The sequence below is a fragment of the Enterobacter cloacae complex sp. 382A5 genome, assembly GCF_050031095.1.
Classification (GTDB): Bacteria; Pseudomonadota; Gammaproteobacteria; order Enterobacterales; family Enterobacteriaceae; genus Enterobacter; species Enterobacter cloacae.
Genome location: NZ_JBLGVK010000001.1, coordinates 619,627 through 646,186 on the forward strand (window position 1 = coordinate 619,627; position 26,560 = coordinate 646,186).

Below are 26,560 nucleotides of genomic sequence, written 5' to 3' on the forward strand. Positions count from 1 at the left end.
GCCGTATGTGGTGCCGGGGGGCGGCTACGCCTTACCCGGCCTACGCAATGACGGTGCGCCGTCGGGCGATATTACAGAGGCAGGCGCATGGCACAGCGAGCGTCATGCGCTAAACCGTGCGCCGTCTCTTCTTCGCGTTTTTCACGCAGTTCAGGCGTCAGCGTCGTTATCATTTCAAACCCCAGCCGCGCATAGAACGGCGCATTCCACGGCACGTCCCGGAAGGTTGTCAGCGTCAGCGATGCCAGCCCCCTTTTGCGGGCCTGGTCAGCGACACAGGCGATGAGCCGTCGGCCGATCCCTTTTCCCTGCCAGTCCAGATGCACCGAAAGCTCCACGATGAACAGCGACGAAACGTGCAATTCTGCGAGGATAAAACCGACCGGCTGGTCGTTGGCCAGCGCCAGCCAGCTCAGTCCGCGTTCGGCGTAGTCGAGATGCTGCTCAGCGGAAATGACATCGCCCTCTGCAAGCCAGGCGAGTTCCGGGTAATCCCGGAAACGCTCGCCCGCCGCGCGTTCTATGGCGGGCAGGGCGGTGACGTCACCGGGGCGTGTTGGGCGAACGGTGATGTTAAGGCCGACACGCATTAGCCTGCGTTACCCACGATTTTAATTTCGACCATGCCAATCCCGAGCTCGCGCGGTGAGTGGCCGAGAATATTGCCTTCATTGGTGGATTGCGGCTCTGGCGGCACAATCACCAGGGTATTACTCCGTGAAGGATTATCGAAATGCAGCGTGGTGGTGCTGACTTCGTTGCCAAGGGTCAGCGTTTGCTCGCTGTCGCCCACCCGTACCGGAACAGGGCGGTTAGCATTAGCGCCATACGCTTTGGCGGTGATCACCAGGTCGAATTTCTGCGGCAAGGGGTGGGCATACTCAATTTTTACCTCATTGCCCAGCTGTGCGTTGGACCAGCGTCCCCAGGACTCCGGACGAGAGATACCGCTGAACTGTTTAACCTCTTCCGGCGCACCGGCGACGTTGAAGATAAAGCTGTCGGCTTTATAGCGAATATCGTTATCGACGATTTTCAGCATATCAATGTTGCGCTGATAGCGGGCGGTATCGATAACCGTATCCCTGAAGGCGGTTTTGCCCTTCCATACTGGCTTATCTACGTGCTGCACGGTTTGCTCCCCGCCTAGCTGCCCCTGAGAGACGCACCAGTCCGTCGACAGCGCCAGCGGCGGCGACCAGAGTTGGCCCATTTTGTAGCACTTATCGACCCAGACAAAGTTATCACGCGGGGCAAACTCCGCCAGCTGGAAGCGCAGCGGCGCCGAGTATTCGCTTTCGGGCAGCGGCTCAACGCGGTTATCCGACACGCGCAGCAGCAGCGGCAGCCGGAAGTGGCTGCCTGAGAAGGCGATCGTTTTTTTATCCTGATCGATAGTGAAGTCTTTCATCTCTTTCGGGAAGTTCCACAGACGAATGATATCCGGCTTCCAGGCGAGGATTTTTTCCTTCATGTTGAGGAACACTTCGGACAGCGATTGTCCCGACAGCGTGCTGCGGCCCAGACCAATAAAGTTATCACCGCCAAGAATATCCAGCACCGTGGCGCCGTTATCCATCGAATTACGCTTGGTGGCGATTACCTCCTGCTGCGGTGTGTCGCCGCGCAGAACGAAGAATAGATTGCTGCGATCCTGTTTGTTCAGCTGATCCCACGCGCTGTTTTTCATCGCCAGATGGTCTGAAGAGACCACGATCACCGTGTTTTTGAACCAGGGGGAGGTTTTGATTTTCTGAACAAGGGCGGCGATATGCTCCTGGCTACAGGTGACGGCGCTGAAGGATTTATTATCTTTGCCGTCAATGTCGTAGCGTTTGCGCTTGCAGGTGCGCGAGACGAAACCGTCAGGATGGTGAGTATCTACCGTCAGGGCAAAGAGGGAGAAGCGTTTCCCGGCGCGGGACAGTTCTTCGAATTTTTTCCAGGTCTCCTCCAGCACGGTATCGTCGTAGAAGCCCCAGTCGTTGCGGTAAGTGGGGTCGGCGACGGTCGTTTTTAACTCTTCTGAGCCGTACAGATGATCAAACCCGTGTGATTTCAGGAACACATCTTTCCCGGCAAAGCGCAGGTTGGCCCCCTGGACAAAATAGTTCTCGTAACCGGAGTTTTTCAGGATGTCGCCCAGGCAAATATTCTGCGGGAAGAAGCTCGACATTGAAGCTGAGGCGTTGCCTTCAAAGGGGGCAAACAGAGGAATGCCGCACTGGGAGGCAACCATTCCGGCAATGGTGTAGTCGGTGCCGGGCAGCTGCATGGTGTGACTGAAGTCGAGGCCTTCGTTTTTCAGCGCGCCCAGATCCGGCGTCAGGTTCGGGAAGGCGTCGTTATCGAAATAGGTCCTCTCCAGACTCTCGCCGTAGATGTACACCAGATTAAGCTTCGGGTTGGCTATCGTTTTCGATGGCTCTTTATAGTACGCCACGAAATCCGGGTCACCGTCGCGCGACTGGGATTTCACCAGCTCGGTGATCTGATGAAATGCCGGGCTGGCATCCACGGAGGCCAGCGCAAGGAAAAGCGCCAGCAGGCTGTAGCCATGGTGGTGTGGAAGATGACGGCGGCGCAGCACCCAGGCGAGCGCGCCAAAAATGGTCACCAGCGCCAGCACCAGGCCCAGACCGGGGAGGATATATTTACCCACGCCCGCGCCCGTCAGGCTATTGGTCAGGGTGTAGAGCACCGCATCGTTTATCCCGTCTCCGGTAAAGTAATCGCTGGCGTAGAGCGTAATGTTTAAAACAATAAAAATGCCGAGCACCACCAGCGTGGCGATAAACCACCAGGTGTTACGGCCAGCTTTCCAGGCGTAAACGCCGATGGAGGCCAGAAAAAGGGCAAGGGACATTAACTCTGACAACAGCATATCCTCATGACGCCAGGTGCTTCGCTGGCTAATTGATTATTTTTTGGGTAATACAATGTAATGGCGATGTCGCTAAGCTGCAATTTTAGTGTCACGAAAGTGTGCCGTTGTTAGGAATTGGTTTAGAAAATCGTTTTTTTGAAGGCGGTCGCATCCTGCTGTACGGATGCTGAGACGAGGGCAGAAGGGGAAAATGCCGGTTTCACGCCGCGTTGCAAGACTAACGTATTAAACGCGGCGTGTTGTGGCAGGAAATGGGGCCGATCAGGAGATGAAATTAACGCCTTGTTTCAGCACCAGATCGCAGGCTTTGGTTTTCACCTGTTTCGCCAGAGATGAGTTGCCAAGGGTGCTCAGATTCAGCTGCTGACCATTTTGCGCGTTCAGCAGACCCTGAATGCCGTCCATGTAGTTGGTGTCGGCTTTCTGCTCCTGGGTATCCAGACCCAGCTTACCGAGCACCTGGTTTTTCACATTTTGCGCATCGGTCACGGAAGCCAACTTTTGCTTCGCACAGTATTCCAGGATGCCTGCTGCGTTGTTCATGGTGCCGGCACTCAGACTCTGGGAGCTATTGCCCAGCAGGCTGGTGAGGGAAGAGGCTGACAGCCCGCCCTGAGTGCTGCCGCTCTCTTTGCTGAGTTCGCTGGCGGCGCTGGAGAGGGACTCCTGCCATGACGCGGCATGGGCCATGCCGGTGACCAGCAGGGCGCCTAAAAGTGTGCTGAAAAGAATCTGTTTTTTCATAATGGCTTTCTCAAAAAGGTCCGTTTTGGGCCGGAAGGGGTCCAGTATATACCTCCGCTCCGGCGGCGATTCCTGGAACTGTCTTAATACTCTTTACCGGTGACGCGGCTGCGATAGCTTTCCCAGTCAAAGATGACGTAGAGGCTGTTGCCCAGCTTCATGCGATCCATCACGCGCTCGCCCAGTAAGCGGGTCATCTCGTCGATATTGTGGTTGGTCAGCATGCCGGTGGGACGCTTGGAAGAAGAGCGGCGATCGACAATCTGGTTAATGATCACCTTTTCATAGCGGGATTCGGTTTGAACACCGATCTCGTCAATAACCAGCAAATCCACATTGCTCAGATCGTTAAGCAGCTGCTCTTCGCTGGTTTCACGGTTGCTGAAGGTATCTTTCATGGCAGACATGATATCGGCCACGGTAATGATTAACACCGATTTCCCGCGCAGAAGCAGTTCGTTGCAGATGGCGGCGGCCAGGTGATTTTTACCGGTGCCGGGCTTACCGCTGAAGATAAAGCTGGCGATGTTGCCGTCGAATTCGTCCACGTACTGCCGGGCGGCGGCCAGGGCGTTCATCTGCCCGTTGGTCTCAATTTTATAGTTATCGAATGAGCAGTTCTGATGCAGGGGGCGAATACCGGAGCGGTTAAAGGTACGCTGCATTTTCATCGCCCGGTTTTCGCGGGCGAGGGCGGCAGCGCGGATCTCTCCCTGTTCTTTTTGCCACGCCAGAAGTTCTTCACCCGTTGTGAAGGCTGGTTTCACATTGGCTGGCATCATCTTTTGCAGTCGTTTCATCAGGTCGCCGACGTTTTTCATTTCGCACCTCGGAATCCATTAGGGATCTGTTTATCCGGTTCTGAAAAAGCGTTGATATCGCGTTTTGGCTGGCCGTTATTGCTGGCGCGGTTAATTTGCAGATGGCGGGCGAGCTTTTGCTGCCACTGAATGTGGGTGAAGACTTTGCCTTCTGCCTGCCACCAGGCAATAAAGGCGGCAAGCTCCTCAGGGGTAGCCGGTTGCGTCAGCGCAATGCCCCACAATGCCGCCTGCCGCTGGAAATCCACATCCGGATGCCAGCCCGCGTACAGGGCAAATTTCCCCATCGGCACCGTGACGGGGGCGTTACCCGGCTCTTCAAAGAACTGGTTATCGAGCGTGACGTCACTTGCCGGGCGCGACAACCGCGCTTCTATCTCCAGAAGCTGCGCCAGACGCTCCGGGGTGAGGGCGTAAAACGCCGGGGCGTTGTCGGCCAACACTGCAAGCGTGCCGCCTTCGGCGTGCGTCAACACACCGCGGGGATCGCGCATAAAGGCATCAATACCAGCAATGCTGGTGGTCAGAATTCTGGAGGACATAACGCTTTCTCTACTGATTACTACGGGCGTGATATGGGCTTATGGTAGCACAGAGAGGATGAGGGAATGGAGGGGATTTCCCCGGTGGCGCTGCGCTTACCGGGGCTACAGTCGTAGGCCTGATAAGCGCAGCGCCATCAGGCATTTATCACGCGATGATATTCAGGGTCACGTCGATGTTGCCGCGGGTCGCGTTAGAGTACGGGCATACAATGTGCGCGGCATCCACCAGTTTTTTGGCTTCTGCAGGATCCATGCCTTCAACGTGAATGTTCAGTTTGGCTTCGATACCAAAACCGGTTGGCAGTGGACCAATTCCCACTTCACCTTCAATGAAGGCCTCTTTTGGCAGCGTAAATTTGTCGCGCGCAGCCACAAATTTCATCGCCCCCAGGAAACAGGCAGAGTAGCCGGCAGCAAACAGCTGTTCAGGGTTGGTCACTTCGCCACCCATGCCGCCCATCTCTTTTGGCACACCCAGTTTGACGTCCAGGACGCCATCGGAAGAGGTTGCGCGGCCGTCACGGCCTCCGGTCGCTTTTGCTTTGGCAGTGTAGACAACTTTTTCTAAAGACATGGCAGGTTCCTCATCTTACGTTTGTGTGTGCTATTAAATAGCACGCGATGTATTTGGGTAAATAAATACGCGTAAAGTATAGCCTTACGCGTGATGTAACTGATGTCGCAAAAGTTCAAGCTGCTGCTTGAGTGCCAGCATGGTGTCAGTGTCACATTGCGCTGCGCATCCCACCGCGTGAGGGATCCCGGAGGCCTGCTGCTGCAGCTCACGTCCCGCATCGCTCAGCGTGACGGCAACCTGGCGTTCGTCTTTACGCGAACGCTGACGGTTGATCAGCCCGGCGCTTTCCAGACGCTTCAACAGCGGCGTCAGGGTGGCAGAGTCAAGGAACAGCCGCTCACCGATGTCCGACACCGTAATGTCATCCTGCTCCCACAGTACCAGCATCACCAGGTATTGCGGGTAGGTCAGGTTAAGCGGCGCCAGCAGTTGCCGGTACAGCTTGTTAAGCGCCAGGTTTGCCGAATAGAGGGCAAAACAGAGCTGGTTATCCAGCAGAAGCGCGTTGGTGGTGTCGTTCGTTTTTGCGTTCATGAGTTGAATATAGATAGTGCGCGATATAATTGCAAGCAATTTTATGGGCAGGTATAACGAAGCGCCACCTGAACGGCCATTTTCCGGTAGTGCTGGCGCTGAGCCTGCTCGTCTGCTCCCTCTTCAAACAGCAGCGTAAAGGTGTAGCTATTGGCAACATAGTGGAAGCTGAAGCTGCTGATCAGGCGGTGAAGATCCCGCGGGTCAACCGACTGGCTGAACAGCTGCTTTTCTTTTCCGCGCCGCAGGATATCGTCGAGCAGGTCGAGCGCGCTGCGGTTGACCTGGCGCAGGTAGCTGGATTGCTGCATAAAGCGACCACGCTGCATGTTCTCCATGCAGATAATACGAATGTAATCCGGGTGGTCTGCGTGGTAGTCAAAGGTGGCTTCCACCAGGTGCACCAGCGCTTCAACCGGCGGTATGTCTGCAAGGCTGAGCGCTTTTTCACTGGCGCGGATCCGGGTGTAGACGTACTCAAGAACGAGAAGGTACAGATTTTCTTTGTTCTTAAAATGGTAAACCACCATCCGTTTAGTGGTGCCTGCTTTCTCTGCGATCTGCTCCATGCGGGCGCCGTTCAACCCATATTCGGCAAAAAGGGCGATAGCGCTCTGAAAGATTTTTTCCTTCAGGCTGGATTCTTCACTGTGCTCCGGGAGTTCGCTGCCAGGGTTTGCCACATCCTTTCCTTATCGTCACTAAACGGAATAGAAAGATTATCCCCATGGCAGCGAAATAACACAAACATCAAACGCGCGGGCGTTTGCGGTAAAGCCACAGCCCCGGGATCGACAACCCGATCGAGAGCGCGCCAACAATAGATGAGGCCTTAAGAAAGTTGCTCAGAAGCAGGATCATCTGTGGCTCGGTGTAGCCAAAGTGGCTGATTTTTACCGCTGAAATCATGGCCGTATAGGCTGAAATGCCAGGGAACATCGGGATGACGGCCGCGACGGTGAACACCTTAGGGTGCGCCAGATACCAGCGCGACCACTGAATACCAATGCTGCCGACCAGCATGGAGGCCATAAAAGTTGACCACTCGATGTTAAAACCAGCGGTCATCATGATCATTCTCGAGCCATGACCGATGGCGCCCAGCAGCGCACACCATGGCAAAGCGCGCTGCGGGACGTTGAAGACCATCGCAAAGCCGACGGCGGGAATGGCGGCCAGGATCATGTCCTGCATCAGTACCAGCAGAAACGTTATTATGCCCATCCGCGTAACCCCCACAGCGTCATGGCCATCACTACGCCGATACAGGTTGCCAGCGTAAGCAGGCTGGCAATCGCCCAGCGCGCCAGACCGGTATTGATGTGCCCTTTAAACATATCGGCAACGGCGTTAATCAGCGGGAAGCCCGGAACCAGCAGGAGCACGCTGGCGGCCATGGCGATGGTGGGCGTGTTGGCAAACTGCGGCAGGCGCAGCAGCAGCCCCGACACCGTGGTGGCAACAAACGCGGTGATGCAGAAGTTAATTTGTGGGTGCAACTGCCGGTGCGTCAGTACCTGGCGTACATACATGGCGATGCTGCTGGCGCAGAAGGTCACGAACGCGCCGTCCCAGCCCCCTTTATTGAGCTTACAAAAACAGGCGCACGATAACCCCACCATCAACACCACCAGCCAGCGCGGATAACGTAGGGGTTTAATTTGGTTGAACCGTTTTTCTATCTCTTTCAGGTCGAGCAGCTTATGTTCAGCCAGAATGACGATGTGCTGCACTTCGGTTACCACATGCATATTAATGCCGCGGTCGTGGTTTTTACGGGTAGAGGTGAGGCACTGGCCATCTTTGATGGTGGTCAGCACGATAGCGTTCGATGAAATCGCGCTTTCGACGCTATCCATCCCCAATGCCAGCCCCAGACGCGTCGAAAGCTCCTCGACCAGGGCGCTTTCCGCCCCGTGCTGGAGCAGGAAAAGTCCGCACTGAATACACAGCCGCGTGGTGGCACGCTGCATCGATATTTTTGCCTGCATGTAGTGTCCCGAAGTGTTGGTGAGTCGCTTGCCTGTTGGCCCCTGATGCTTACTTTTAGCACAGAGTGCGGTATCCCTTGCTCTGGGTCAGATCAAGATTCCTGCAAACAGTTGCAGCCCGGTTCGCGAAAGAGAATGCGGTTTAGATATAAATGCGATGAATTTGTATGAGTCGAAATATAGAATATTTATATTAAGTTATTCTTATTTTATATTTTCATTATTTTAATGCTCTTGCAATTAAATTTAATTGCGCTTTGTGAGATATTAGCGTTGTTTTAGGCCTTTCTTAAGCTAAGAACATATCTCATCTTCTGCTTGTATTAATCAGTCTACACTCAGGGACGAAAAAACATAAATCTTGATGCGTTTAAACGCTACTCATCAAATGAAAAATGGACACGGAGGGTCTATGTTGTCATTGAATGGTAAACATGGCGTAGTTATTAGCAGGGTACCTGTTATGCAAAACGGGTTAGGCAGCGTTATGGCAAACCATTTCCCAGAATTTGAATTGACTTATTGTCGTTCGCTGCAGGAGTTAACGTTACTTCAGCTTCGCCGGGCTAATGTCATTATTGCTGATATTTCAGGTGAATACAGGAAACCCCGGGGAACGTTAGAAGAATATTACAACTTACTGAACCAATACCGGGATATTCACTGGATTTTTATGGTCTCTCGTCCCCTTTATCCCATTGCAGTGGAACTGCTTATGCGCCCGGAAAGCACGTTGCTTTCTGAAATGGAGCCGATTGAAGGCGTGATTAATGCTATTCGTGCAGGTAGCGAGCGGGCGGAGCGGATAAGCCAGACGTTATTGTCTCCTGAACCCGCCGAGGCGGAAACCGAAGACGAACCGTTTGTTGCGCTTACCCACTCTGAACGCAAAGTGTTACGCCTGCTAGGTAAGGGCTGGGGAATTAACCAAATTGCTACCTTGCTCAAGAAGAGCAACAAAACGATCAGTGCGCAGAAAAACAGTGCGATGCGACGGTTGTCGCTGCGCAGCAATGCCGATATGTACGCCTGGATTAACAGTGCACAGGGAATGAGAGAGCTGAGTTTAATGTCAGCCTATGGAGAGTATGAGGAATGGAAAAAACCGATACACCAGGACATATCGCTGTCATCGAAAATTGCACAATGAGTGCCGTTGGGCTGCAGCATCTTTTTGCGATGCCGATGCTCAGCCATTATCGACTGCACCTCTTCAGTCAGTTCGAAAGCTTTAAAAAGGCGCTGACCAATATCTCTTTTTTCTCGGTGATCTATTCGCTCTCGGATGCGCGTGAAGAGCGTCGTAACTGCCTGGCTTCCCTGCGGGATCTCGCTTTCACCCATAGCGATATTCAGCGAATTGTACTTGCGTCTGATGACATGGAAGCGCGCCTGATAAGCCATCTGTCGCCTTCTCGTCTGCATGGCATTGTGAGTAAATCGGTACCGCTGAGCCACCTGCAGGAGGAGCTGGTGGTGCTATTGAGAGAGACGCATCATATCAATGACAATATGCTGAACCGCTGGTATGTCAATCAAAACAGATTGTTAAGCCCAACGGAGCGGGCGATATTGCGGTATATGTCTTTCGGGTTTTCCATTCCTGAAATCGCGACACAACTTGAACGCAATATTAAAACCATCCGCGCGCACAAGTTTAATGTGATGGTGAAACTGGGGGTGAATTCTGACGTAGGGTTGCTTGATGCGGCGGATATTCTTACTCATCTTCCGGTAAGAGACATGCGCTGTTCGGTGTCGGGCTCGCCGGCATTTTTATAATCGGTGATTTTTTGATGCGCCAGATACATTCTGGCACATCAACTAAATGCATACATCGACCCACTTTGCGGATGTCAGCTCAGCCATCCGGTCGGGTGAAATGCGTACGGCGCTGTGGATGGCACCTGCGGCGGGCAGCACTTCCGCGTACTGTTTTAACGAAATATCGCAGTAAACAGAAAGTGGGTTTTCCAGCCCGAACGGACAGACTCCCCCCACGGGATGGCCTGTAATCGTCACCACTTCATCACTACTGAGCATGCGCGCTTTTGCACCAAAGGTATCTTTCAGTTTTTTGTTGTCCAGACGCGCATCGCCTTTCGCCACTACCAGAATCACCTCATTTTTTACTTTGAGCGATAACGTCTTGGCGATTTGTCCCGGCTCAACGCGATGAGCGGCAGCAGCCAGCGCAACGGTCGCGGTACTCTGACTCAGTTCAATGATTTCTATATCCGGCGCGTTGTCGGCAAAAAACTGCTGTACAGACTGCAAACTCATTGTTTCCTCCTGACAAATATCCTGCGTAATCTGTCATAAGAATTTATCTGCTGTAAATATCTCTTAAGTAACAAATATCCTACATGGCCGATTTCTGGATCGCCTTCACATTCACGGAAACCGGTTACAGTAACCGGTTGCAGAGCGTGAATCAGAGATTAATACTGAGGACGTAACGTCCCCTGTATCCAATAATAAGAGCACATTATGAAACCATTCCGTCTGAGCAGTACCGCTGGTACACGAGCCAGCAAGGTTGTGAAGCTGATTTATGGAACAACGTGTGGCGTGAAAACGCCCGTATCGAACGTCTGACAGGAGATCTGCTATGTCTGCCAACCATGCTGCGTTTAATCTGATATTCCGTTTCGTTGAAAATTACGTTAGTCCCATTGCCGGGCGGATCTCTTCCCAGCGTCATGTTATGGCTATCCGCGACGGGTTTATCTCCGCGATGCCCTTCATGATTGTCGGTTCATTTTTGTTAGTGTTTGCTTACCCACCGTTTTCGCCAGACACCACCTGGGGCTTCGCGCGCGCCTGGCTGGACATGGCAAAGCAATTTGAAGGCCAGATACTGACGCCGTTCGATATGACGATGGGCATTATGTCCATCTATATTTGTGCGGCCATTGCCTATAACCTCGGCAAACACTATGTGAAATCGCATCAGTTAGATCCGTTCATGTGCGCCATGCTGTCGCTGATGGCGTTTCTGTTGGTGGCTGCACCTAAGACCAAAGGCACGCTGCCCGTAGACAGCCTGGGAGGCACGGGGATCTTTACTGCGATTTTGGTAGCAATCTACTGCGTTGAGATGATGCGTTTCCTCAAAGCGCACAATATCGGTATCCGTCTGCCGGACCAGGTTCCTCCGATGATCAAAAACTCCTTTGATCTGCTGATCCCGGTGCTGGTGGTTGTACTGACGCTCTATCCGCTGAGTTTGTTGATTCAGTCTCAGTTTGGCATGCTGATCCCGCAGGCCATTATGTCAATCTTCAAACCGCTGGTTTCCGCTGCGGATTCTCTGCCTGCCATCCTGCTGGCGGTGTTGATTGGTCATTTACTGTGGTTCGCAGGGATCCACGGGGCGGCAATTGTCTCAGGAATGCTGCAGATGTTCTGGCTGACCAATCTCGGGGCTAACCAGACCGCCCTGGCGGCAAGCCAGCCTCTTCCCCATATCTTTATGGAAGCGTTCTGGACGTTCTTTATCGTGATTGGGGGCTCGGGGGCGACAATGGGGCTGGTGTTCTGCTACCTGCGCAGCCGTTCAGCGCATCTGCGCTCAATCGGGCGTCTGAGCGTGGTGCCGAGCATCTTTAATATCAACGAACCGGTCATTTTTGGTACGCCGATCGTCATGAACCCGGTGTTCTTTATTCCGTTCCTGCTGGCACCGATGGTCAACGCCGTGCTGGCCTGGGCGGCAATGAAGTTTGATTTGATAAGCCGCGTGATCTCTGTTGTGCCATGGACAGCACCCGCACCTGTGGGCGCCGCATGGGCGCTGGGCTGGGATTTCCGCGCGGCCATTCTGGTAGTGGTGCTTGCGTGTGTCTCCGCCATCATCTACTTCCCGTTCTTTAAAGTGTACGAGAAGCAGCTGCTGGAGCAGGAAGCGGAAGAAGCGCAGCGTAATGCGGAAGCGGAAAATCAGCAGGTGGCCTAGGTAAAAGCAAAACGGCAACATAAGTTGCCGTTTTTAGTGTTTGTTCCCTCTCCCTGTGGGCTGAGGGTTCCCCAGTAATTTTTTAACCATAAGCGATAACGCTGCTCTCAGAATGACTGAGAACATTCAGCGATGCCCTGGTCCGGCTGTAAATCGCTGAGGCGTTTCCTGCAGGCCGGGGCGAGGCGCAGGGATGCGCCGAGAGGGCGGCTTTACAGGGACGTTACATCCGCCCGTCCCCGATAAGCCGGAAGGAATAAGCCGAAGACAAAATTGCCGGGAGCAATTTTGGACAGCGCTTGCGCTGGCCCCAAAGGGGTGAGCCCCAGGGATGGGGCGAACAATCCGCGAAGCGGCGATTTACCGCCGGGAGCCCGGGTCGCCAGGGTGGTGGCGACTGAGCCACCCTGGCACGTTCACAAGTCATGCCGTTACAGAGTAGCAAGGAACATAAAGTGAACGGAATGACCTCCACAGCCGTATGTTCTCCCTCACCCCCGCCCTCTCCCAAAGGGAGAGGGGGCCGTCTGTGCAGGCATTATTTATGGGGATCCCTCAACCCTGTGGGAGAGGGTCAGGGTAAGGGCATCAGGCCGGTCCTGACTACTTCAGCGTACAATCCCCGCACTGCTGAACGTCCGGCAGGCGATAGCGCTGGCAGCAAGTGCGGCGCACCAGAAGCCCGTCACGCGGCACCACGGTACGGAATAACGGGTTATCGCGGCCATCCGCAAGCTGTTTCGTAAAGAACAAGGACTGACGCAGGGCATCCACCTTCTCATCACCGAGCAGGGGCTTCATTTCCGTCAAATACCAGTGGATTAAATAGCCGGTATTACTCCAGATAAGCTTCCCGTTGATCTCACCTGTCTCTTCCAGAGCATTCACTACCGGCATCAGGGCGCGGGTCACGAGCCGCTCCATCCGCTGCGTGGCAGAAAGATGCATGGCCGTTGGGTCTTCGTGAAGATCGATCCAGAAGCAGGCCGCACGCCCCGTCTCGTGGAATTCAACGTGAAAATACTCCGGGGAGAGATCCAGCATGGTCTCCTGGGTGAGCAATGCCAGCATAAGCGGAGGCGCCATCAGGCCGATATACCATTGCGCCCAGAGAGAGAGCAGGGGCTTATTTTCCCGCGTAAGGGTGGGTTGATTGCGATAGATATGGTCAGAATAGGTTGCCAGCAGCGACTGGCGTTTTGCCGGCTGCTGCCACTGTGCCAGTGTCATGGCGTGGTGCGGATGCGGCTCATCCAGTTTGATAAAGTCCAGCAGATGGGCACGGGTTGCCGCTATCTTTTCGCGTATGGCTTCCGCAAGCGAAGAGTCTCCCGTGGTGAGACGGGCTCGCCAGAGGAGGGGGTCAACAGTCTGTACGGTATGAGTGGCCATAATAGATAGAAATCTAAATGATAATGATTGCCAATCCTAACTATTGCTCATACCGATGGCAAGACTTTTGTCCTGGAGAGAGATGCTGTGCTTAAACCGCCTGTAGTTCTTCGCTGAGCAGAATGTTATTCCGCCCAAGATGCTTTGCTTCGTAGAGGGCTTTATCTGCTTTTTCCAGCGCGCCTTCTGCGTCTTCATTCTCAAAAATGGCAATACCAATGCTGATGGTGACGTTAGTCGCGACGCGCTCATTGAACATGTGGGGGATTTTTAAGTCGTACACTTTCTGACGAATGCGCTCTGCCGTCTGGCGGGCATGTTCCAGCGAGATGTTCGTCAGCAGTACCATAAACTCTTCCCCGCCAAACCGCGCCACAATATCCCGCGAGCGTACGGCATCACGAATGGCTGCCGAGACACGGATTAACGCCTGGTCACCCATCATATGGCCGTAGTGGTCGTTATAGGCCTTGAAGTGATCGATATCCATTAGCAGGACAAAGTGTTCGCCGTTTTCTACCGCAGGCAGATTCTCCAGTCGGCTTTGCAAGCCGCGACGGTTATACAGGCCGGTAAGTGGATCCATCATGCTGAGATCGGTCAGCGTTTCTCGTTCTTCCAGTAACCGGGAGAGGAGTTCCTGAGCGAAGCGATCGTTACGCCTTTGTAGTACGTGGTGAACGCTGATAGCCACGACCGGAAGAATGAAAGAGTAGATCATTCTCAACCAGTGTTCAGAGGGGCTTAACCACAGGCAGACAATAAATGCGGGTAATGAGTGGAGCGTAAACGCTTTGATATTAATGGCGAATGCCAGCGAACCGATAAAAAGCACCGTTAATAGCGCCATGATCAAATATGTCGCCCGATCGTGCGTAATTAACGAAAATTTTGAGGCGATTTGCCAGGCCCATAAAATACCGAATATCGCTGAAACCACAGGAATATTTATCTTGCGGGTACACTTTTGCCAGTGCCAGAGCAGCAATCCGGTGCTGAGCGTAAAAATAGCCAGCAGGGGGAAAGATAACAGCTGAACAGAATAGAGCGGATTTGTTACCGAGAACACCGCTGAGGTTGCGTTCAAAAATAAAAATAAACGTAACGATAATTGATATTTGCTGTTGACCAAAGACCGCCAGGATTGTGATGTCATAGTAGTGCGTTTTTATTAAAATTTAATTAAAACAGATAAATGGGTGTTGTTTCGCAATAATGGAAGCAAAAAAAATCAACGAGTAATTATCAGAGAAACTTTATGAGTAGTTAACAGGTGGGCAATTTATCACCTTAAACAATGCCTGTCATTACGGGAAAGGTAAACGGCCACGGTTTTTAATTATCGGTGCTGACAAATGATAATGCTTGTCATATGATATTGGTTATCATTATCGATTCGAAAGGGCAAACCATGTTGAACCGGGTGTTAGGAAGTGGTTGGGGGGTATTACTGCCGGGAGCCATCCTCGGCGGTCTGATGTTTGCCGATCTCTCCATTGAACTCTGGAAAGCCATCATCGTGTCAGGGCTGCTGATGACCTCAGCGATGATCTGGCATAAGCAATTACGGCACTTTGTTTTGTTGCCATCATGCGTCGCGCTGGTCAGTGGAATTCTGGTGATACTGATGAGTTTGAAATAACAGGGAATAACATGAAGGACTTCAGAGGGGATACAAGATAATTGGTGCGAGGGGGGGGACTTGAACCCCCACGTCCGTAAGGACACTAACACCTGAAGCTAGCGCGTCTACCAATTCCGCCACCTTCGCACAGTTATCTTACTTTTTGATATCGCCTCGTTGGTGCGAGGGGGGGGACTTGAACCCCCACGTCCGTAAGAACACTAACACCTGAAGCTAGCGCGTCTACCAATTCCGCCACCTTCGCCCAGTGCGAGCAATATCAACGTGATTTATGGTGCGAGGGGGGGGACTTGAACCCCCACGTCCGTAAGGACACTAACACCTGAAGCTAGCGCGTCTACCAATTCCGCCACCTTCGCATACCATCGATACTGTAAAAGTATCGTAACCACGGAGGCGCATTCTAGATGTTTTGAGCTTTACGTCAATAGAAAAATGCGCGCGTTGTTTTGATTGCTGCAAAAATGGCCGGAGGGGGATGGCACTTCTCCGGCAAACAATACCCGTGGATTACTTTTTAGCCTGACGCGTCATCACGGTACGGTAGACCTTAAAACGGCCCGTTTGCGCGATAACTTCATGGAAGCCGAAGGTTTCATCCAGCACTTTCGGGTACGGCAGAAACGCGTTGGCGACGATCCTCAGTTCACCCCCGCTGTTCAGGTGACGTACTGCGCCACGGATCAGCGTTTGCGCTGCTTCAAGGCTGGTTTCGATGCCATCGTGGAACGGCGGATTTGAAATAATCATGTCGAACCGACCGGTAACGTCCGAGAAGACGTTGCTGGCGAAGACATCCCCTTCGAAGCCGTTTGCGGCAAGCGTCGCACGGCTGGCTTCAACTGCTGGCGCGCTGACGTCACAGAGCGTCAGGCGGACTTTTGGTGAGTGGCTTGCCAGCACCGTGGCCAGTACCCCTGCACCGCAGCCTACGTCCAGCACTTTGCCTTTGGTGTGCGGCGTCAGCGTGGAGAGCAGCAGCTTACTGCCCACGTCCAGCCCGTCACGGCTGAAAACGCCCGGCAGGGTTTTAATGGTCAGGCCATCAAGCTGATACGCATCCCAGTATGTCCCGGCATCAAAGGAAGGCTGGTTTTCCAGACGACCATGATACAGGCCGCAGCGACGGGCGCTGTCGACTTTATTGAGCGGGGCGTACGCTTCCAGCATCTGCTCTGCGCTTCGCACGCCGCTGCGGTTCTCACCGACCACGAAAATATCGCACCCGACCGGCAGCAGAGAGAGCAGATTCATCAGCTGGAACTGCGCTTCCGGTTTGTTCTTCGGCCAGTAGTAGATCAGCGTGTCGCAGTCAGCGACATCACTCTGTTCCGCCACCAGGCTAAAGCGTGCGCGCTCGCCCATCTGGCGGCTCAGCACCTGCCAGTGGTGGTAGTATTGGGTATGGGCACGGCTTTCAGCACAGTCGAAACGCGCGGGCAGGTCATCCTGCATATCTCCGGCAAACAGAATACGGCTTTCTTCGAAATCATCACTGTGACGCAGCAAGACTTCACTTGCCGGGGTAAATGCAGACATGAATTGTTCCTCAATAAACTCAGGCGGGGATTATAGTAGGTAGATGGCGCACTTTCGACACATTTGCTATATTTGCGCGCCTGAGAGACAGGAGTTTTCGCTATGACATCCCGACGTGACTGGCAGTTGCAGCAGCTGGGTATCACCCAGTGGGCCTTGCGTCGCCCGACGGCGTTGCAGGGTGAAATCGCTATCGCCATCCCTGCGCATGTGCGTCTGGTGATGGTGGCGGAAGAATTGCCTGCCCTGAATGATGCCCTGATTGGTGATGTCCTTCGCAGCCTGAAGCTGACGGCCGACCAGGTTTTACAGCTGACGCCGGACAGGGTCGCCATGCTTCCTCCTGACAGCCATTGCAACTGCTGGCGAATGGGCGAGACAAACGACATATCCCTTTCCGGGAGCCAGATCAGCTCCCCCGTGCTGGAAGAGCTGAAAGCCAACCCAAAAGCGCGAAGCGCGCTATGGCAACAAATCTGCGAATATGAACACGATTTCTTCCCTCACGACGCCTGATCTGCCTGCGGCGTATGCGATTGAAACACGCGCCCATGCGTTTCCGTGGAGCGAAAAGACACTCGCCAGCAATCAGGGCGAACGGTATCTGAATTACCGCCTGGACGTTGACGGCACCCTGGCTGCATTTGCGATAACCCAGGTCGTTCTGGATGAGGCCACGCTGTTTAATATCGCGGTGGATCCCGCGTTTCAACGCCGTGGGCTGGGAAGAGAACTGCTTACGCATCTCATTCGTGAGCTCGAAACCCGTGACGTTTTCACCCTGTGGCTGGAGGTGCGCGCGTCAAATGTCGCCGCCATCGCGCTCTATGAAAGCTTAGGCTTTAACGAGGCGACAATTCGCCGTAACTACTACCCGACCGCAGAGGGACGTGAAGACGCCATTATTATGGCTCTGCCGATTGGATAACGAAAAATAAGGTTGTAACGATGAAATGGGACTGGATTTTCTTTGACGCCGACGAAACGCTCTTTACGTTCGATTCGTTCGGTGGTCTACAGCGGATGTTTTTGGACTATAGCGTGACCTTCACCGCTGAAGATTTTCAGGACTATCAGGCGGTGAATAAACCGCTGTGGGTGGATTACCAGAACGGTGCCATCACCGCGTTACAACTGCAGCACCAGCGTTTCGATGTCTGGGCCGAACGGTTAAATGTAAGTCCAGGCGCGTTAAACGAGGCATTCCTCAATGCGATGGCCGATATCTGCGCCCCGCTGCCGGGGGCGGTTTCCCTGCTTGATTCGCTGAAAGGCAAGGTCAAACTGGGGATCATCACCAACGGTTTTACCGCGCTGCAGCAGATTCGCCTTGAGCGCACGGGCCTGCGCGATCATTTCGACGCGCTGGTGATCTCAGAAGAGGTGGGCGTGCCGAAGCCGGATCCACGTATTTTTGATTATGCACTGGCGCAAGCCGGCAACCCCGATCGCGACCGTGTGCTGATGGTAGGTGATACCGCAGAGTCGGATATTCTGGGCGGCATGAATTCTGGTCTGTCCACCGTCTGGTTGAATGCGCATGGCCGCGTGAAGCCAGAAGGTATTGAGCCAACCTGGACCGTAACGTCGTTGAACGAACTGGAGCAGCTCCTGTGTAAACAATGATTGCCTGCCCCCCATTGATGGGTAAAATAGCCGCATTTTTCGTATTCCATGATGCGCGGCCTGCTGTCGCGCTTATATAAGAAGATTTGATTATGACGTTGTCTCCTTATCTGCAAGAGGTGGCCAAACGCCGCACTTTTGCCATTATCTCGCACCCGGATGCCGGTAAAACCACCATCACCGAGAAGGTGCTGCTTTTCGGACAGGCCATCCAGACCGCCGGTACCGTAAAGGGCCGTGGCTCCAGCCAGCACGCAAAATCTGACTGGATGGAGATGGAAAAACAGCGTGGTATTTCGATTACCACCTCCGTGATGCAGTTCCCGTATCACGACTGCCTGGTGAACCTGCTGGACACCCCAGGCCACGAAGACTTCTCCGAAGATACCTACCGTACGCTGACGGCGGTGGACTGCTGCCTGATGGTGATCGACGCCGCAAAAGGTGTAGAAGACCGTACCCGTAAGCTGATGGAAGTGACCCGTCTGCGCGATACGCCAATCCTCACCTTTATGAACAAACTCGACCGTGACATCCGTGATCCGATGGAGCTGATGGATGAAGTGGAAAACGAGCTGAAGATTGCCTGTGCGCCCATCACCTGGCCAATTGGCTGCGGTAAGTTGTTTAAAGGTGTTTACCACCTTTATAAAGACGAAACCTATCTGTATCAGACAGGTAAAGGCCACACCATTCAGGAAGTGCGCATCGTGAAAGGTCTGGATAACCCGGATCTGGACGCCGCGGTGGGTGACGAGCTGGCTGCACAGCTGCGTGACGAGCTGGAGCTGGTGAAAGGCGCATCTCATGAGTTCGATAAAGAGCTGTTCCTGAGCGGCGAAATTACCCCGGTCTTCTTTGGTACCGCTCTGGGTAACTTCGGCGTCGACCATATGCTCGACGGTCTGGTGGAGTGGGCGCCGCAGCCGATGCCACGTAAAACCGACACCCGTGAAGTGGAAGCGAAAGAAGAGAAGTTCACCGGCTTCGTCTTTAAAATTCAGGCCAATATGGACCCGAAACACCGTGACCGCGTGGCCTTTATGCGCGTGGTGTCCGGCAAGTATGAAAAGGGTATGAAGCTGCGTCAGGTGCGTATCGGTAAAGATGTGGTGATCTCCGACGCGCTGACCTTCATGGCGGGCGACCGTTCGCACGTGGAAGAAGCGTATCCGGGGGACATCATCGGTCTGCATAATCATGGCACCATCCAGATCGGTGATACCTTCACGCAGGGCGAAATGATGAAGTTCACCGGGATTCCGAACTTCGCGCCAGAGCTGTTCCGCCGCATTCGCCTGAAAGATCCGCTGAAGCAGAAACAGTTGCTGAAAGGGCTGGTGCAGCTTTCCGAAGAGGGTGCTGTGCAGGTCTTCCGTCCAATCGCGAATAACGATCTGATCGTGGGTGCGGTGGGTGTGCTGCAGTTCGACGTGGTGGTTGCGCGTCTGAAGAGCGAATACAACGTGGAAGCGATTTACGAATCGGTCAACGTGGCGACCGCGCGCTGGGTTGAATGTGCTGACGTGAAGAAATTCGAAGAGTTCAAGCGTAAGAACGAAGTTCAGCTGGCGCTGGATGGCGGTGATAATCTGACCTATATCGCCCCAACCATGGTTAACCTGAATCTGACGCAGGAACGTTATCCTGACGTACAGTTCCGCAAAACGCGCGAACACTAATCCCCTCTCAGAGCACGGCAGCCGCCGTGCTCTTCTTTATTTCCTGTCTTATTAGTCCCTTGCGGAATGTTCTTAATTCATCGCATTTTCGCGCTTTTTGCTCGTTTTTTGCCCGAAACTGAAAGCACCTCTGTGAGAGTGATCTATATTTAACTCAGTGTTTAGCTCCGGGCGTGGATGAATAAACTGTTCAATGCATGACTTTAGGTTCTCCGTTTTGCCCGTGAGTCTATTCGCAATATATAAAACTACTAAGGAAGTATGTAGCCCGAATAACGGGCAAAACACAGGAATACATCGATGAATATGACAAGACTGAAGATTTCTAAAACTCTGCTGGCGGTGACATTGGGTAGCGTTCTGGTAAGCGGCTCCGCTCTGGCGGAATCCAGCACCATGGATAAAGCGCAAAACACCGCTAATACCGCAGGGGAAAAAATCGATAGCTCTATGAATAAAGTCGGTAATTTCATGGATGACAGCTCAATCACAGCAAAAGTGAAAGCCGCGCTGGTAGATGATGAAGCTATCAAGAGCACCGATATTTCCGTAAAAACCGAGCAAAAAGTCGTCACCCTGAGCGGCTTTGTTGAAAGCCAGGCCCAGGCCGAACAGGCCGTCAAAGTGGCGAAGGGTGTTGAAGGCGTTGCGTCTGTAAGTGACAAACTGCACGTCCGTGACAGCAAAAACGCGTCGGTGAAAGGCTATGCAGGCGATGCCGCTACGACCAGCGAAATCAAAGCTAAACTTTTAGCTGACGACATCGTGCCATCGCGTAAAGTCAAAGTGGAAACCACCGACGGTGTGGTTCAGCTTTCCGGTACGGTAGATTCTCAGGCGCAAATTGACCGCGCCGAATCCATTGCGAAAGCAATTGATGGTGTGAAAAGCGTTAAAAACGATCTGAAAACGAAGTAAACCTGCACGATTCGCCCGACAGGCCAGCCCTTCGGGCGAAATAAAAATGACTCTGGAAAAACGCCGGTGAGTGACCTGAGCGCTCATATTTAGCGGCCGACATTAACTATGGTAAAGGAGAGGCTTATGTTTCGTTGGGGCATTATATTTCTGGTTATCGCGTTAATTGCCGCCGCTTTGGGCTTTGGCGGACTGGCGGGTACAGCGGCCTGGGCAGCTAAAATTGTCTTCGTTGTCGGTATCATCCTGTTCCTGGTGAGCCTGTTTACGGGACGCAGACGTCCGTAGCAAACGCAATATTCCTTAAACAAAAAAAAGCCAGTCGTGATGACTGGCTTTTTCTTATTTGCGTTGCTGGTCGGGTGCGTTACTGTGGAGAGAGAAAATAATCAAAACAGGAAAGCAGAGGTGGGGCAACGAATTCCCGTTACGCTCGGCAATATTGCGCCGCTGACGTTAAAACCGTTTCGTGCTGGTCAACTTGCGCTGGTTTGCGAGGGGGGCGGGCAGCGCGGCATTTTTACCGCCGGCGTGCTGGATGAATTTATGCGCGCGCAATTCAACCCGTTTGACCTTTACTTCGGCACGTCTGCCGGGGCGCAGAACCTGTCTGCCTATGTCTGTAACCAGCCTGGCTACGCGCGAAAAGTCATTATGCGCTACACCACGGCGAAAGAATTTTTTAACCCGGTGCGCTTCGTGCGCGGCGGCAACCTGATCGATCTCGACTGGCTGCTGGAATCCACCTCCAGCCAGATGCCGCTGGCGATGGATACCGCCGCACGCCTGTTTGATAGCGGCAAAGCGTTCTGGATGTGCGCCAGCCGGGGCGATGATTATTCCCCGGGCTATTTCTCTCCGCAAAAAGAGAACTGGCTGGATATCATCCGCGCCTCCAGTGCCATTCCCGGCTTTTATCGGACCGGCGCGCTGCTGGACGGCATCAGCTATCTCGACGGCGGCATCAGTGACGCGGTGCCGGTACAGGAAGCGGCCCGGCGGGGGGCAAAAACCATTGTGGTGATCCGCACTGTGCCGTCGCAAATGTACTACACGCCGCAGTGGTTTAAACGGATGGAGCGCTGGTTGGGCGACAGCAGTTTGCAGCCGCTGGTGAATATCGCGAAACAGCATGAAACTACCTACGGCGCGATGCAACGCTTTATCGAAAAACCGCCGGGTAAGCTGCGTATTTTTGAAATTTATCCGCCGAAACCGCTGGTGAGTATGGCGCTCGGCAGCCGTGTTCCCGCGCTGCGTGCAGATTATAAAACGGGGCGACTGTGCGGACGCTACTTCCTGGCGACGGTTGGAAAAATGCTGGCAGAGCAACCGCCGCTGCACCGGCACAAACACATTATTACGCCGCCTGCGATTGTGGCTAACGATCCGCTGACTGTGCCGCTGGTGGATGTCCCGCAGGCGAATGACGCTTTACTGGATAACGAGGATCTGGCGTGACGCACCGTTTTGTTGATACCCACTGCCACTTTGATTTTCCGCCGTTTACGGGGGACGAGACGCAGAGCATTGAGCGCGCCGCTCAGGCGGGTATCCACGCGATGATTGTGCCCGCGATCGAAGTGGACAGATTCGAGCGCGTGCTTGATCTCGCCCGCCGCCATGATGCGCTGTACGCCGCGCTGGGTCTGCATCCTATAGTGATAGAACACCATTTGGACGAACATCTTGACGTACTGGATGCGGCGCTGCAAACCCGCGAAAACAAACTGGTCGCGATGGGTGAGATCGGCCTCGATCTCTATCGCGATAATCCGCAGTTTGAACGCCAGCAGACGATCCTTGATGCCCAGCTCAGGCTGGCAAAGCGTCACGATCTGCCGGTGATCCTCCACTCACGACGTACGCACGACAAACTGGCGATGCACCTGAAACGCATCGATCTGCCGCGAAAAGGGGTAGTGCACGGTTTCTCCGGTAGCCTGCAGCAGGCGCAGCGTTTTATTGAACTGGGCTATAAGATTGGCGTGGGCGGTACCATTACCTATCCCCGGGCCAGCAAAACGCGCGACGTAATGGCACAGTTACCGCTGTCTGCTCTGTTACTGGAAACGGATGCTCCTGATATGCCGTTAAACGGTTTTCAGGGGCAGCCGAACCGCCCGGAACAGGCGGCACGCGTGTTTACCACGCTGTGTGAACTGCGTGAGGAGCCGGAAACGGAGATTGCAGATGCGCTGCTGGAAAATACCCGCGCGCTGTTTGGCATCACGCTATAGGTAAAGTGCCGGGCGGATCACCGTGATGTGCTGTTTTTCGAGCGCCAGCGCCAGCGGCTCGATGTCCTCCGGTGTAGCGCTGCGCCATGACGCCGCCTCGCCGTAAACCCCGTGCGCGTGAAACGCGTTAATGCGTACCGGCACATTCCCCAGCCCGAGGATAAATGTTGTCAGGGGCTTAAGATGCTCCAGATAATCGCACTGCTCAGGGATCACCAGTAAACGCAGTTCCGTCAGCCGCTGATGCTGCGCCAGCCAGCGAATGCTCTGCTTAATCTGCGGGTTTTCGCGTCCGGTCAGCACGCGGTGATGTTCGTTTCCCCACGCCTTGAGATCCACCATCGCGCCATCCAGTACCGGCAGCAGTCTTTGCCAGCCGGTTTCCCCCAGCAGACCGTTGCTGTCCACCAGACACGTCAGGTGGCGCAGGGCGGGATCCGTTTTGATCGCCGTAAACAGGGCGATCAAAAACGGCAACTGGGTAGTGGCTTCGCCGCCGCTCACGGTAACCCCTTCAATAAAAGGGGCGGCTTTATGGACCTGCGCGAGGATCTCTTCCACGCTCAGGCGCTGCGCCATTGGCGTTGCCTGCTGCTGGCACAGATGCAGGCAGGTATCGCACTGCTGGCACTGACTCTCCTGCCACCAGACGCGCCCGGCCTGAATGTTCAGTGCATCGTGCGGGCAGTGGGGCACGCAGTCGCCGCAGTCGTTGCAGCGCCCGATGGTCCACGGGTTGTGGCAGGTTTTACAGCGCAGGTTACAGCCCTGCAGGAAGAGGGCCAGGCGGCTGCCCGGCCCGTCCACGCAGGAGAAGGGGATAACCTGACTAACTAAAGCGCATCTGCTGTTCATGGCTAATCACGCGCGGCTGACGATCCAGAATGCGGGTATTGCGTGCGGCTTCTTCGCCAAGCCAGGTGGTATTGGTGCGCGATCCGGCTTCGCGATACTGTGCCAGATCTGACAGCCGCACCATATAGCCGGTCACGCGCACCAGATCGTTACCGGCTACGTTGGCGGTAAATTCCCGCATACCGGCCTTAAACGCCCCCAGGCACAGTTGCACGACCGCCTGCGGATTGCGTTTTACCGTCTCATCCAGCGTGAGAATGTCGCTGATCCCGGCGGAGTAGTGCGGGTGATGCGGCGCCACGGCCAGCAGATGAGTGATGGGATCCGGCTCGTCGCCGTACGGCAGACGCGCACCCGGAGTGGTACCGACATCTGAACTTATTCCCGACTGTGCATGGAGCATCGCACGCTGTTTCCAGCCGTATTTCACCGGCGTGTTTTCCACAAACGCCGCCAGCTGCTCGCTGATGCGATAGCCCAGCGCGTTAGCCTGCTCGCTCTTACCGTAACGGCCGTCGATACCCGCTTTTTCGCAAAGCGTATTCACCGCCTCTGCCATGCCGTACATGCCAAACATCGGTACAAAGCGATCGGCATCAATCAGCCCCTCTTTCACCAGGAAGCTATTCTCAAAGAAGCCGGATTGTTGATAGAGAAACGCGCAGCGGGCATCAATGATGGCCATTTGTTGCTGGCAGTAGTGCGGCAACATACGCGTGAAGAAATCGTCGGGTGACGCGCTGTGTTCAGCAATCGTCCGCAGATTGAGGCGGACCAGCGTACTGCCGCCGCCCGCCAGCGGCAGCGAGTTGTAACAGCTCACGATGCCATAGCGGCCTTTTGTGAAAATTTTATCATTCACCGGGCCATGGGAAATATGTGGTTTGCTGCATTCACAGATATTTTTTGCCACCTCAAGCAGGAGATCGTCCGGCGTCACGTCCGGGTCATAAATAAACGTCAGATTCGGTGCAGCCTGCTTCAATTCTGCATCGGCACGCAAAATGGCGCGGGTGATGGGGGTATCTGCCGGACCAATGTTGACGTGCGTAAAGGCGTCCGGCAACGTTCTGTCGAGATAGCGCCAGAAACGTTTTATTCGGCTATCGATCGCTTCTTGTGTTAGAATTCTAACATAGGGTTGCAGTAAGGCATCAAGGTGACCGAGATAGACCGGCATTGATGTTACTGAAGGCACATGATGGTAGAGAATGGTTAACAGCGAGAGCGCGTCATCCAGATCTTTCGCCCCCTCCAGCTCCAGCCATTCTGAACCTTTAGCCAGAAACGTTGCGTAATCCGGCAGAACATAACGGGGTTTATAGGGCGCGTGGCCTTCAAACATGTCGCAGATAAACCCCTTGTCCAGCGCGGCACGAGCCGCCTCAGGAAGTGCCGGATAAGGCAGATTGTTTTCCGCTTCCAGCGCCAGAAAATGACGCTTCTGTTCCGGGGTTAATACCGGGCTTGTCACAATGTGCTGGCAACGTTGTTGCAGGGCGTCGGGGCTGGCGTGGGGCATGTTCGCTTCCTTGATTGTTCTGCGGATGATGAACGGATTGTAGGAAGCCATCCCGTCAGGGCTTTTGATCTGACGAGGGGAATCGCTGCATTCGTCAGCAGTTCACGCATTAAAATTTGAAGCAGATCTCATTACAGTAATGCAAATTTGTACGTAGTTTTCATTAACTGTGATGAATGTCGAAGTGTGAATGCGGGTGGATGTTAGAATACTCACAGACCCGCAAGGTAAAATTGATACGGCACCGCCGTTGGAGAATGTTATGACCGATTTAACTACAAGCAGCCTGCGCGCGTTGAAACTGATGGACCTGACCACCCTGAACGATGACGACACCAATGAAAAAGTCATCGCCCTGTGTCATCAGGCGAAAACGCCAGTGGGCAACACTGCCGCTGTCTGCATCTATCCGCGCTTTATCCCGATTGCCCGCAAAACGCTGAAAGAGCAGGGTACCCCGGACGTGCGCATTGCAACCGTAACTAACTTCCCGCATGGCAACGACGATATCGAGATCGCGCTGGCGGAAACCCGCGCGGCGATTGCCTACGGCGCAGACGAAGTTGACGTGGTATTCCCGTACCGTGCGCTGATCGCGGGCAACGAGCAGGTGGGCTTTGACCTGGTGAAAGCCTGTAAAGACGCCTGCGCGGCGGCAAACGTGCTGCTGAAAGTGATCATCGAAACTGGCGAACTGAAAGAAGAAGCGCTGATTCGTAAAGCGTCCGAAATCTCCATCAAAGCCGGTGCGGATTTCATTAAAACCTCTACCGGTAAAGTGCCGGTGAATGCGACCCCGGAAAGCGCGCGCATCATGATGGAAGTGATCCGCGATATGGGCGTGTCCAAAACTGTGGGCTTTAAACCGGCGGGCGGCGTGCGTACTGCGGAAGACGCGCAGCAGTTCCTGGCGATTGCCGACGAGCTGTTCGGCGAAGAGTGGGCGGACTCACGTCACTACCGCTTCGGCGCGTCCAGCCTGCTGGCAAGCCTGCTGAAAGCGCTGGGTCATGGCGACGGTAAGAGCGCCAGCAGCTACTAAGTTTGAATTGCCGGGTGGCGCTACGCTTACCCGGCCTACAGG

At 54.1% G+C, this 26,560-nt stretch carries 29 protein-coding genes and 3 tRNA genes; 13 read left to right on the top strand and 19 right to left on the bottom strand.

The features are described 5' to 3' along the window. Positions 1–71: 71 nt before the first annotated feature. The 10 genes from ACQG2G_RS02960 to ACQG2G_RS03005 form a co-directional block, all read right to left on the bottom strand. A complete protein-coding gene (locus ACQG2G_RS02960; protein ID WP_061771698.1) occupies positions 72–590 on the bottom strand; it encodes a GNAT family N-acetyltransferase in 519 nt (172 codons plus the stop codon). Continuing rightward, positions 590–2,878: a phosphatidylglycerol--membrane-oligosaccharide glycerophosphotransferase gene (opgB, locus tag ACQG2G_RS02965; protein ID WP_061773047.1), complete on the bottom strand. Its 2,289-nt coding sequence runs from the start codon at positions 2,876–2,878 to the stop codon at positions 590–592. Before opgB ends, ACQG2G_RS02960 begins: the two co-directional genes overlap by 1 nt. Before the next feature lie 270 nt (positions 2,879–3,148). Then, the gene (locus ACQG2G_RS02970; protein ID WP_061771697.1) at positions 3,149–3,631 is read right to left on the bottom strand and encodes a DUF2501 domain-containing protein; all 483 of its coding nucleotides are present in this window, start codon (positions 3,629–3,631) and stop codon (positions 3,149–3,151) included. 83 nt (positions 3,632–3,714) lie between these two features. After that, positions 3,715–4,452 carry a DNA replication protein DnaC gene (dnaC, locus tag ACQG2G_RS02975; protein WP_013095461.1) on the bottom strand — a complete coding sequence of 246 codons (738 nt, stop codon included), beginning with the start codon at positions 4,450–4,452 and terminating at the stop codon, positions 3,715–3,717. After that, complete coding sequence (gene dnaT / locus ACQG2G_RS02980) at positions 4,449–4,994, bottom strand: primosomal protein DnaT (RefSeq protein ID WP_014830554.1); 546 nt, start codon at positions 4,992–4,994, stop codon at positions 4,449–4,451. Before dnaT ends, dnaC begins: the two co-directional genes overlap by 4 nt. 148 nt (positions 4,995–5,142) lie before the next feature. After that, entirely contained in the window at positions 5,143–5,571 is a 429-nt protein-coding gene (locus ACQG2G_RS02985; protein ID WP_013095463.1) for an organic hydroperoxide resistance protein, read from the bottom strand. An 84-nt stretch (positions 5,572–5,655) separates the two neighbouring features. Further along, a complete protein-coding gene (locus ACQG2G_RS02990; RefSeq protein ID WP_013095464.1) occupies positions 5,656–6,108 on the bottom strand; it encodes a MarR family winged helix-turn-helix transcriptional regulator in 453 nt (150 codons plus the stop codon). A gap of 41 nt (positions 6,109–6,149) precedes the next feature. Then, positions 6,150–6,791 carry a TetR family transcriptional regulator gene (locus tag ACQG2G_RS02995; protein WP_013095465.1) on the bottom strand — a complete coding sequence of 214 codons (642 nt, stop codon included), beginning with the start codon at positions 6,789–6,791 and terminating at the stop codon, positions 6,150–6,152. 67 nt (positions 6,792–6,858) lie between these two features. Continuing rightward, on the bottom strand, positions 6,859–7,332 hold the full coding sequence (locus tag ACQG2G_RS03000) for a threonine/serine exporter (RefSeq protein WP_058651134.1): 474 nt from the start codon (positions 7,330–7,332) through the stop codon (positions 6,859–6,861). After that, positions 7,323–8,099 (bottom strand): threonine/serine ThrE exporter family protein, encoded by a 777-nt coding sequence (locus ACQG2G_RS03005; protein WP_061771696.1) that lies wholly within the window; start codon positions 8,097–8,099, stop codon positions 7,323–7,325. Before ACQG2G_RS03005 ends, ACQG2G_RS03000 begins: the two co-directional genes overlap by 10 nt. Positions 8,100–8,511: 412 nt before the next feature. Between ACQG2G_RS03005 and ACQG2G_RS03010 the strand changes: the two genes are divergently transcribed. Together ACQG2G_RS03010 and bglJ are read left to right on the top strand one after the other, a co-directional pair. Then, complete coding sequence (locus tag ACQG2G_RS03010; protein WP_020688833.1) at positions 8,512–9,249, top strand: helix-turn-helix transcriptional regulator; 738 nt, start codon at positions 8,512–8,514, stop codon at positions 9,247–9,249. Then, the gene (bglJ, locus tag ACQG2G_RS03015) at positions 9,246–9,881 is read left to right on the top strand and encodes a DNA-binding transcriptional activator BglJ (protein WP_369118632.1); all 636 of its coding nucleotides are present in this window, start codon (positions 9,246–9,248) and stop codon (positions 9,879–9,881) included. Before ACQG2G_RS03010 ends, bglJ begins: the two co-directional genes overlap by 4 nt. A gap of 42 nt (positions 9,882–9,923) precedes the next feature. Here the strand turns inward: bglJ and ACQG2G_RS03020 are convergent, their stop codons facing one another. After that, the gene (locus tag ACQG2G_RS03020; RefSeq protein ID WP_013095474.1) at positions 9,924–10,382 is read right to left on the bottom strand and encodes a YbaK/EbsC family protein; all 459 of its coding nucleotides are present in this window, start codon (positions 10,380–10,382) and stop codon (positions 9,924–9,926) included. 328 nt (positions 10,383–10,710) lie between these two features. On the opposite strand from ACQG2G_RS03020, the gene ACQG2G_RS03025 reads away from it, so the two are divergent. Beyond that, positions 10,711–12,057 (top strand): PTS cellobiose transporter subunit IIC, encoded by a 1,347-nt coding sequence (locus tag ACQG2G_RS03025; protein ID WP_013095475.1) that lies wholly within the window; start codon positions 10,711–10,713, stop codon positions 12,055–12,057. 603 nt (positions 12,058–12,660) lie between these two features. Here the strand turns inward: ACQG2G_RS03025 and fhuF are convergent. Next, positions 12,661–13,449: a siderophore-iron reductase FhuF gene (gene fhuF, locus ACQG2G_RS03030; protein ID WP_058681500.1), complete on the bottom strand. Its 789-nt coding sequence runs from the start codon at positions 13,447–13,449 to the stop codon at positions 12,661–12,663. A 91-nt stretch (positions 13,450–13,540) separates the two neighbouring features. Beyond that, positions 13,541–14,605, bottom strand: coding sequence for a GGDEF domain-containing protein (locus ACQG2G_RS03035; protein WP_061772213.1), 1,065 nt, complete (start codon positions 14,603–14,605; stop codon positions 13,541–13,543). A 216-nt stretch (positions 14,606–14,821) separates the two neighbouring features. Here ACQG2G_RS03035 and ACQG2G_RS03040 point away from each other — a divergent pair, with 216 nt between their 5' ends. After that, a complete protein-coding gene (locus ACQG2G_RS03040; protein WP_028028099.1) occupies positions 14,822–15,091 on the top strand; it encodes a DUF1435 domain-containing protein in 270 nt (89 codons plus the stop codon). A gap of 42 nt (positions 15,092–15,133) precedes the next feature. Here the strand turns inward: ACQG2G_RS03040 and ACQG2G_RS03045 are convergent. From ACQG2G_RS03045 to rsmC, 4 genes are all read right to left on the bottom strand, one after another. After that, a tRNA-Leu gene (locus ACQG2G_RS03045) sits at positions 15,134–15,220 on the bottom strand. A 31-nt stretch (positions 15,221–15,251) separates the two neighbouring features. Then, a tRNA-Leu gene (locus ACQG2G_RS03050) sits at positions 15,252–15,338 on the bottom strand. A 28-nt stretch (positions 15,339–15,366) separates the two neighbouring features. After that, positions 15,367–15,453: transfer RNA gene (locus ACQG2G_RS03055), tRNA-Leu, on the bottom strand. A 151-nt stretch (positions 15,454–15,604) separates the two neighbouring features. Further along, a complete protein-coding gene (gene rsmC, locus ACQG2G_RS03060; protein ID WP_013095479.1) occupies positions 15,605–16,633 on the bottom strand; it encodes a 16S rRNA (guanine(1207)-N(2))-methyltransferase RsmC in 1,029 nt (342 codons plus the stop codon). A gap of 102 nt (positions 16,634–16,735) precedes the next feature. Between rsmC and ACQG2G_RS03065 the strand changes: the two genes are divergently transcribed. The 8 genes from ACQG2G_RS03065 (at position 16,736) to ACQG2G_RS03100 (ending at position 23,099) form a co-directional block, all read left to right on the top strand. Next, entirely contained in the window at positions 16,736–17,149 is a 414-nt protein-coding gene (locus ACQG2G_RS03065) for a DNA polymerase III subunit psi (RefSeq protein WP_013095480.1), read from the top strand. Next, entirely contained in the window at positions 17,118–17,561 is a 444-nt protein-coding gene (gene rimI, locus ACQG2G_RS03070; protein ID WP_013095481.1) for a ribosomal protein S18-alanine N-acetyltransferase, read from the top strand. The genes ACQG2G_RS03065 and rimI overlap by 32 nt, the downstream gene beginning before the upstream one ends. 20 nt (positions 17,562–17,581) lie before the next feature. After that, entirely contained in the window at positions 17,582–18,259 is a 678-nt protein-coding gene (gene yjjG, locus ACQG2G_RS03075) for a pyrimidine 5'-nucleotidase (protein ID WP_020684451.1), read from the top strand. 92 nt (positions 18,260–18,351) lie between these two features. Then, on the top strand, positions 18,352–19,941 hold the full coding sequence (gene prfC, locus ACQG2G_RS03080) for a peptide chain release factor 3 (protein WP_023621922.1): 1,590 nt from the start codon (positions 18,352–18,354) through the stop codon (positions 19,939–19,941). Between the two features lie 300 nt (positions 19,942–20,241). Continuing rightward, positions 20,242–20,859, top strand: coding sequence for a molecular chaperone OsmY (gene osmY, locus ACQG2G_RS03085; protein WP_013095484.1), 618 nt, complete (start codon positions 20,242–20,244; stop codon positions 20,857–20,859). 126 nt (positions 20,860–20,985) lie between these two features. Beyond that, entirely contained in the window at positions 20,986–21,147 is a 162-nt protein-coding gene (locus tag ACQG2G_RS03090) for a DUF1328 domain-containing protein (RefSeq protein ID WP_003856556.1), read from the top strand. 120 nt (positions 21,148–21,267) lie between these two features. Next, positions 21,268–22,320 carry a patatin-like phospholipase family protein gene (locus tag ACQG2G_RS03095; RefSeq protein WP_013095485.1) on the top strand — a complete coding sequence of 351 codons (1,053 nt, stop codon included), beginning with the start codon at positions 21,268–21,270 and terminating at the stop codon, positions 22,318–22,320. Further along, positions 22,317–23,099 carry a TatD family hydrolase gene (locus ACQG2G_RS03100; protein ID WP_023621924.1) on the top strand — a complete coding sequence of 261 codons (783 nt, stop codon included), beginning with the start codon at positions 22,317–22,319 and terminating at the stop codon, positions 23,097–23,099. The genes ACQG2G_RS03095 and ACQG2G_RS03100 overlap by 4 nt, the downstream gene beginning before the upstream one ends. Here the strand turns inward: ACQG2G_RS03100 and ACQG2G_RS03105 are convergent. Next, entirely contained in the window at positions 23,094–23,954 is an 861-nt protein-coding gene (locus tag ACQG2G_RS03105) for a YjjW family glycine radical enzyme activase (RefSeq protein ID WP_061771822.1), read from the bottom strand. The two genes, ACQG2G_RS03100 and ACQG2G_RS03105, sit on opposite strands and share 6 nt — an antisense overlap. Beyond that, complete coding sequence (locus ACQG2G_RS03110) at positions 23,929–25,476, bottom strand: YjjI family glycine radical enzyme (protein WP_061771823.1); 1,548 nt, start codon at positions 25,474–25,476, stop codon at positions 23,929–23,931. The genes ACQG2G_RS03105 and ACQG2G_RS03110 overlap by 26 nt, the downstream gene beginning before the upstream one ends. 262 nt (positions 25,477–25,738) lie before the next feature. Between ACQG2G_RS03110 and deoC the strand changes: the two genes are divergently transcribed. After that, positions 25,739–26,518: a deoxyribose-phosphate aldolase gene (gene deoC / locus ACQG2G_RS03115; protein ID WP_038981141.1), complete on the top strand. Its 780-nt coding sequence runs from the start codon at positions 25,739–25,741 to the stop codon at positions 26,516–26,518. Positions 26,519–26,560: the final 42 nt, after the last annotated feature.

Excerpts from the sequence above, each read along its gene's own strand:
- rsmC (WP_013095479.1), bottom strand. The coding sequence starts at position 16,633 with ATGTCTGCATTTACCCCGGCAAGTGAAGTCTTGCTGCGTCACAGTGAT.
- ACQG2G_RS03105 (WP_061771822.1), bottom strand. The coding sequence starts at position 23,954 with ATGAACAGCAGATGCGCTTTAGTTAGTCAGGTTATCCCCTTCTCCTGC.
- dnaT (WP_014830554.1), bottom strand. The coding sequence starts at position 4,994 with ATGTCCTCCAGAATTCTGACCACCAGCATTGCTGGTATTGATGCCTTT.
- ACQG2G_RS03035 (WP_061772213.1), bottom strand. The coding sequence starts at position 14,605 with ATGACATCACAATCCTGGCGGTCTTTGGTCAACAGCAAATATCAATTA.
- ACQG2G_RS03090 (WP_003856556.1), top strand. The coding sequence starts at position 20,986 with ATGTTTCGTTGGGGCATTATATTTCTGGTTATCGCGTTAATTGCCGCC.
- dnaC (WP_013095461.1), bottom strand. The coding sequence starts at position 4,452 with ATGAAAAACGTCGGCGACCTGATGAAACGACTGCAAAAGATGATGCCA.
- ACQG2G_RS02960 (WP_061771698.1), bottom strand. The coding sequence starts at position 590 with ATGCGTGTCGGCCTTAACATCACCGTTCGCCCAACACGCCCCGGTGAC.
- ACQG2G_RS03020 (WP_013095474.1), bottom strand. The coding sequence starts at position 10,382 with ATGAGTTTGCAGTCTGTACAGCAGTTTTTTGCCGACAACGCGCCGGAT.
- ACQG2G_RS03005 (WP_061771696.1), bottom strand. The coding sequence starts at position 8,099 with ATGCAGGCAAAAATATCGATGCAGCGTGCCACCACGCGGCTGTGTATT.
- ACQG2G_RS02985 (WP_013095463.1), bottom strand. The coding sequence starts at position 5,571 with ATGTCTTTAGAAAAAGTTGTCTACACTGCCAAAGCAAAAGCGACCGGA.
- prfC (WP_023621922.1), top strand. The coding sequence starts at position 18,352 with ATGACGTTGTCTCCTTATCTGCAAGAGGTGGCCAAACGCCGCACTTTT.
- fhuF (WP_058681500.1), bottom strand. The coding sequence starts at position 13,449 with ATGGCCACTCATACCGTACAGACTGTTGACCCCCTCCTCTGGCGAGCC.
- ACQG2G_RS03110 (WP_061771823.1), bottom strand. The coding sequence starts at position 25,476 with ATGCCCCACGCCAGCCCCGACGCCCTGCAACAACGTTGCCAGCACATT.
- ACQG2G_RS02970 (WP_061771697.1), bottom strand. The coding sequence starts at position 3,631 with ATGAAAAAACAGATTCTTTTCAGCACACTTTTAGGCGCCCTGCTGGTC.
- osmY (WP_013095484.1), top strand. The coding sequence starts at position 20,242 with ATGAATATGACAAGACTGAAGATTTCTAAAACTCTGCTGGCGGTGACA.
- ACQG2G_RS03000 (WP_058651134.1), bottom strand. The coding sequence starts at position 7,332 with ATGGGCATAATAACGTTTCTGCTGGTACTGATGCAGGACATGATCCTG.
- bglJ (WP_369118632.1), top strand. The coding sequence starts at position 9,246 with ATGAGTGCCGTTGGGCTGCAGCATCTTTTTGCGATGCCGATGCTCAGC.
- rimI (WP_013095481.1), top strand. The coding sequence starts at position 17,118 with ATGAACACGATTTCTTCCCTCACGACGCCTGATCTGCCTGCGGCGTAT.
- ACQG2G_RS03010 (WP_020688833.1), top strand. The coding sequence starts at position 8,512 with ATGTTGTCATTGAATGGTAAACATGGCGTAGTTATTAGCAGGGTACCT.
- deoC (WP_038981141.1), top strand. The coding sequence starts at position 25,739 with ATGACCGATTTAACTACAAGCAGCCTGCGCGCGTTGAAACTGATGGAC.
- ACQG2G_RS02990 (WP_013095464.1), bottom strand. The coding sequence starts at position 6,108 with ATGAACGCAAAAACGAACGACACCACCAACGCGCTTCTGCTGGATAAC.
- ACQG2G_RS03065 (WP_013095480.1), top strand. The coding sequence starts at position 16,736 with ATGACATCCCGACGTGACTGGCAGTTGCAGCAGCTGGGTATCACCCAG.
- ACQG2G_RS03025 (WP_013095475.1), top strand. The coding sequence starts at position 10,711 with ATGTCTGCCAACCATGCTGCGTTTAATCTGATATTCCGTTTCGTTGAA.
- ACQG2G_RS03040 (WP_028028099.1), top strand. The coding sequence starts at position 14,822 with ATGATATTGGTTATCATTATCGATTCGAAAGGGCAAACCATGTTGAAC.
- yjjG (WP_020684451.1), top strand. The coding sequence starts at position 17,582 with ATGAAATGGGACTGGATTTTCTTTGACGCCGACGAAACGCTCTTTACG.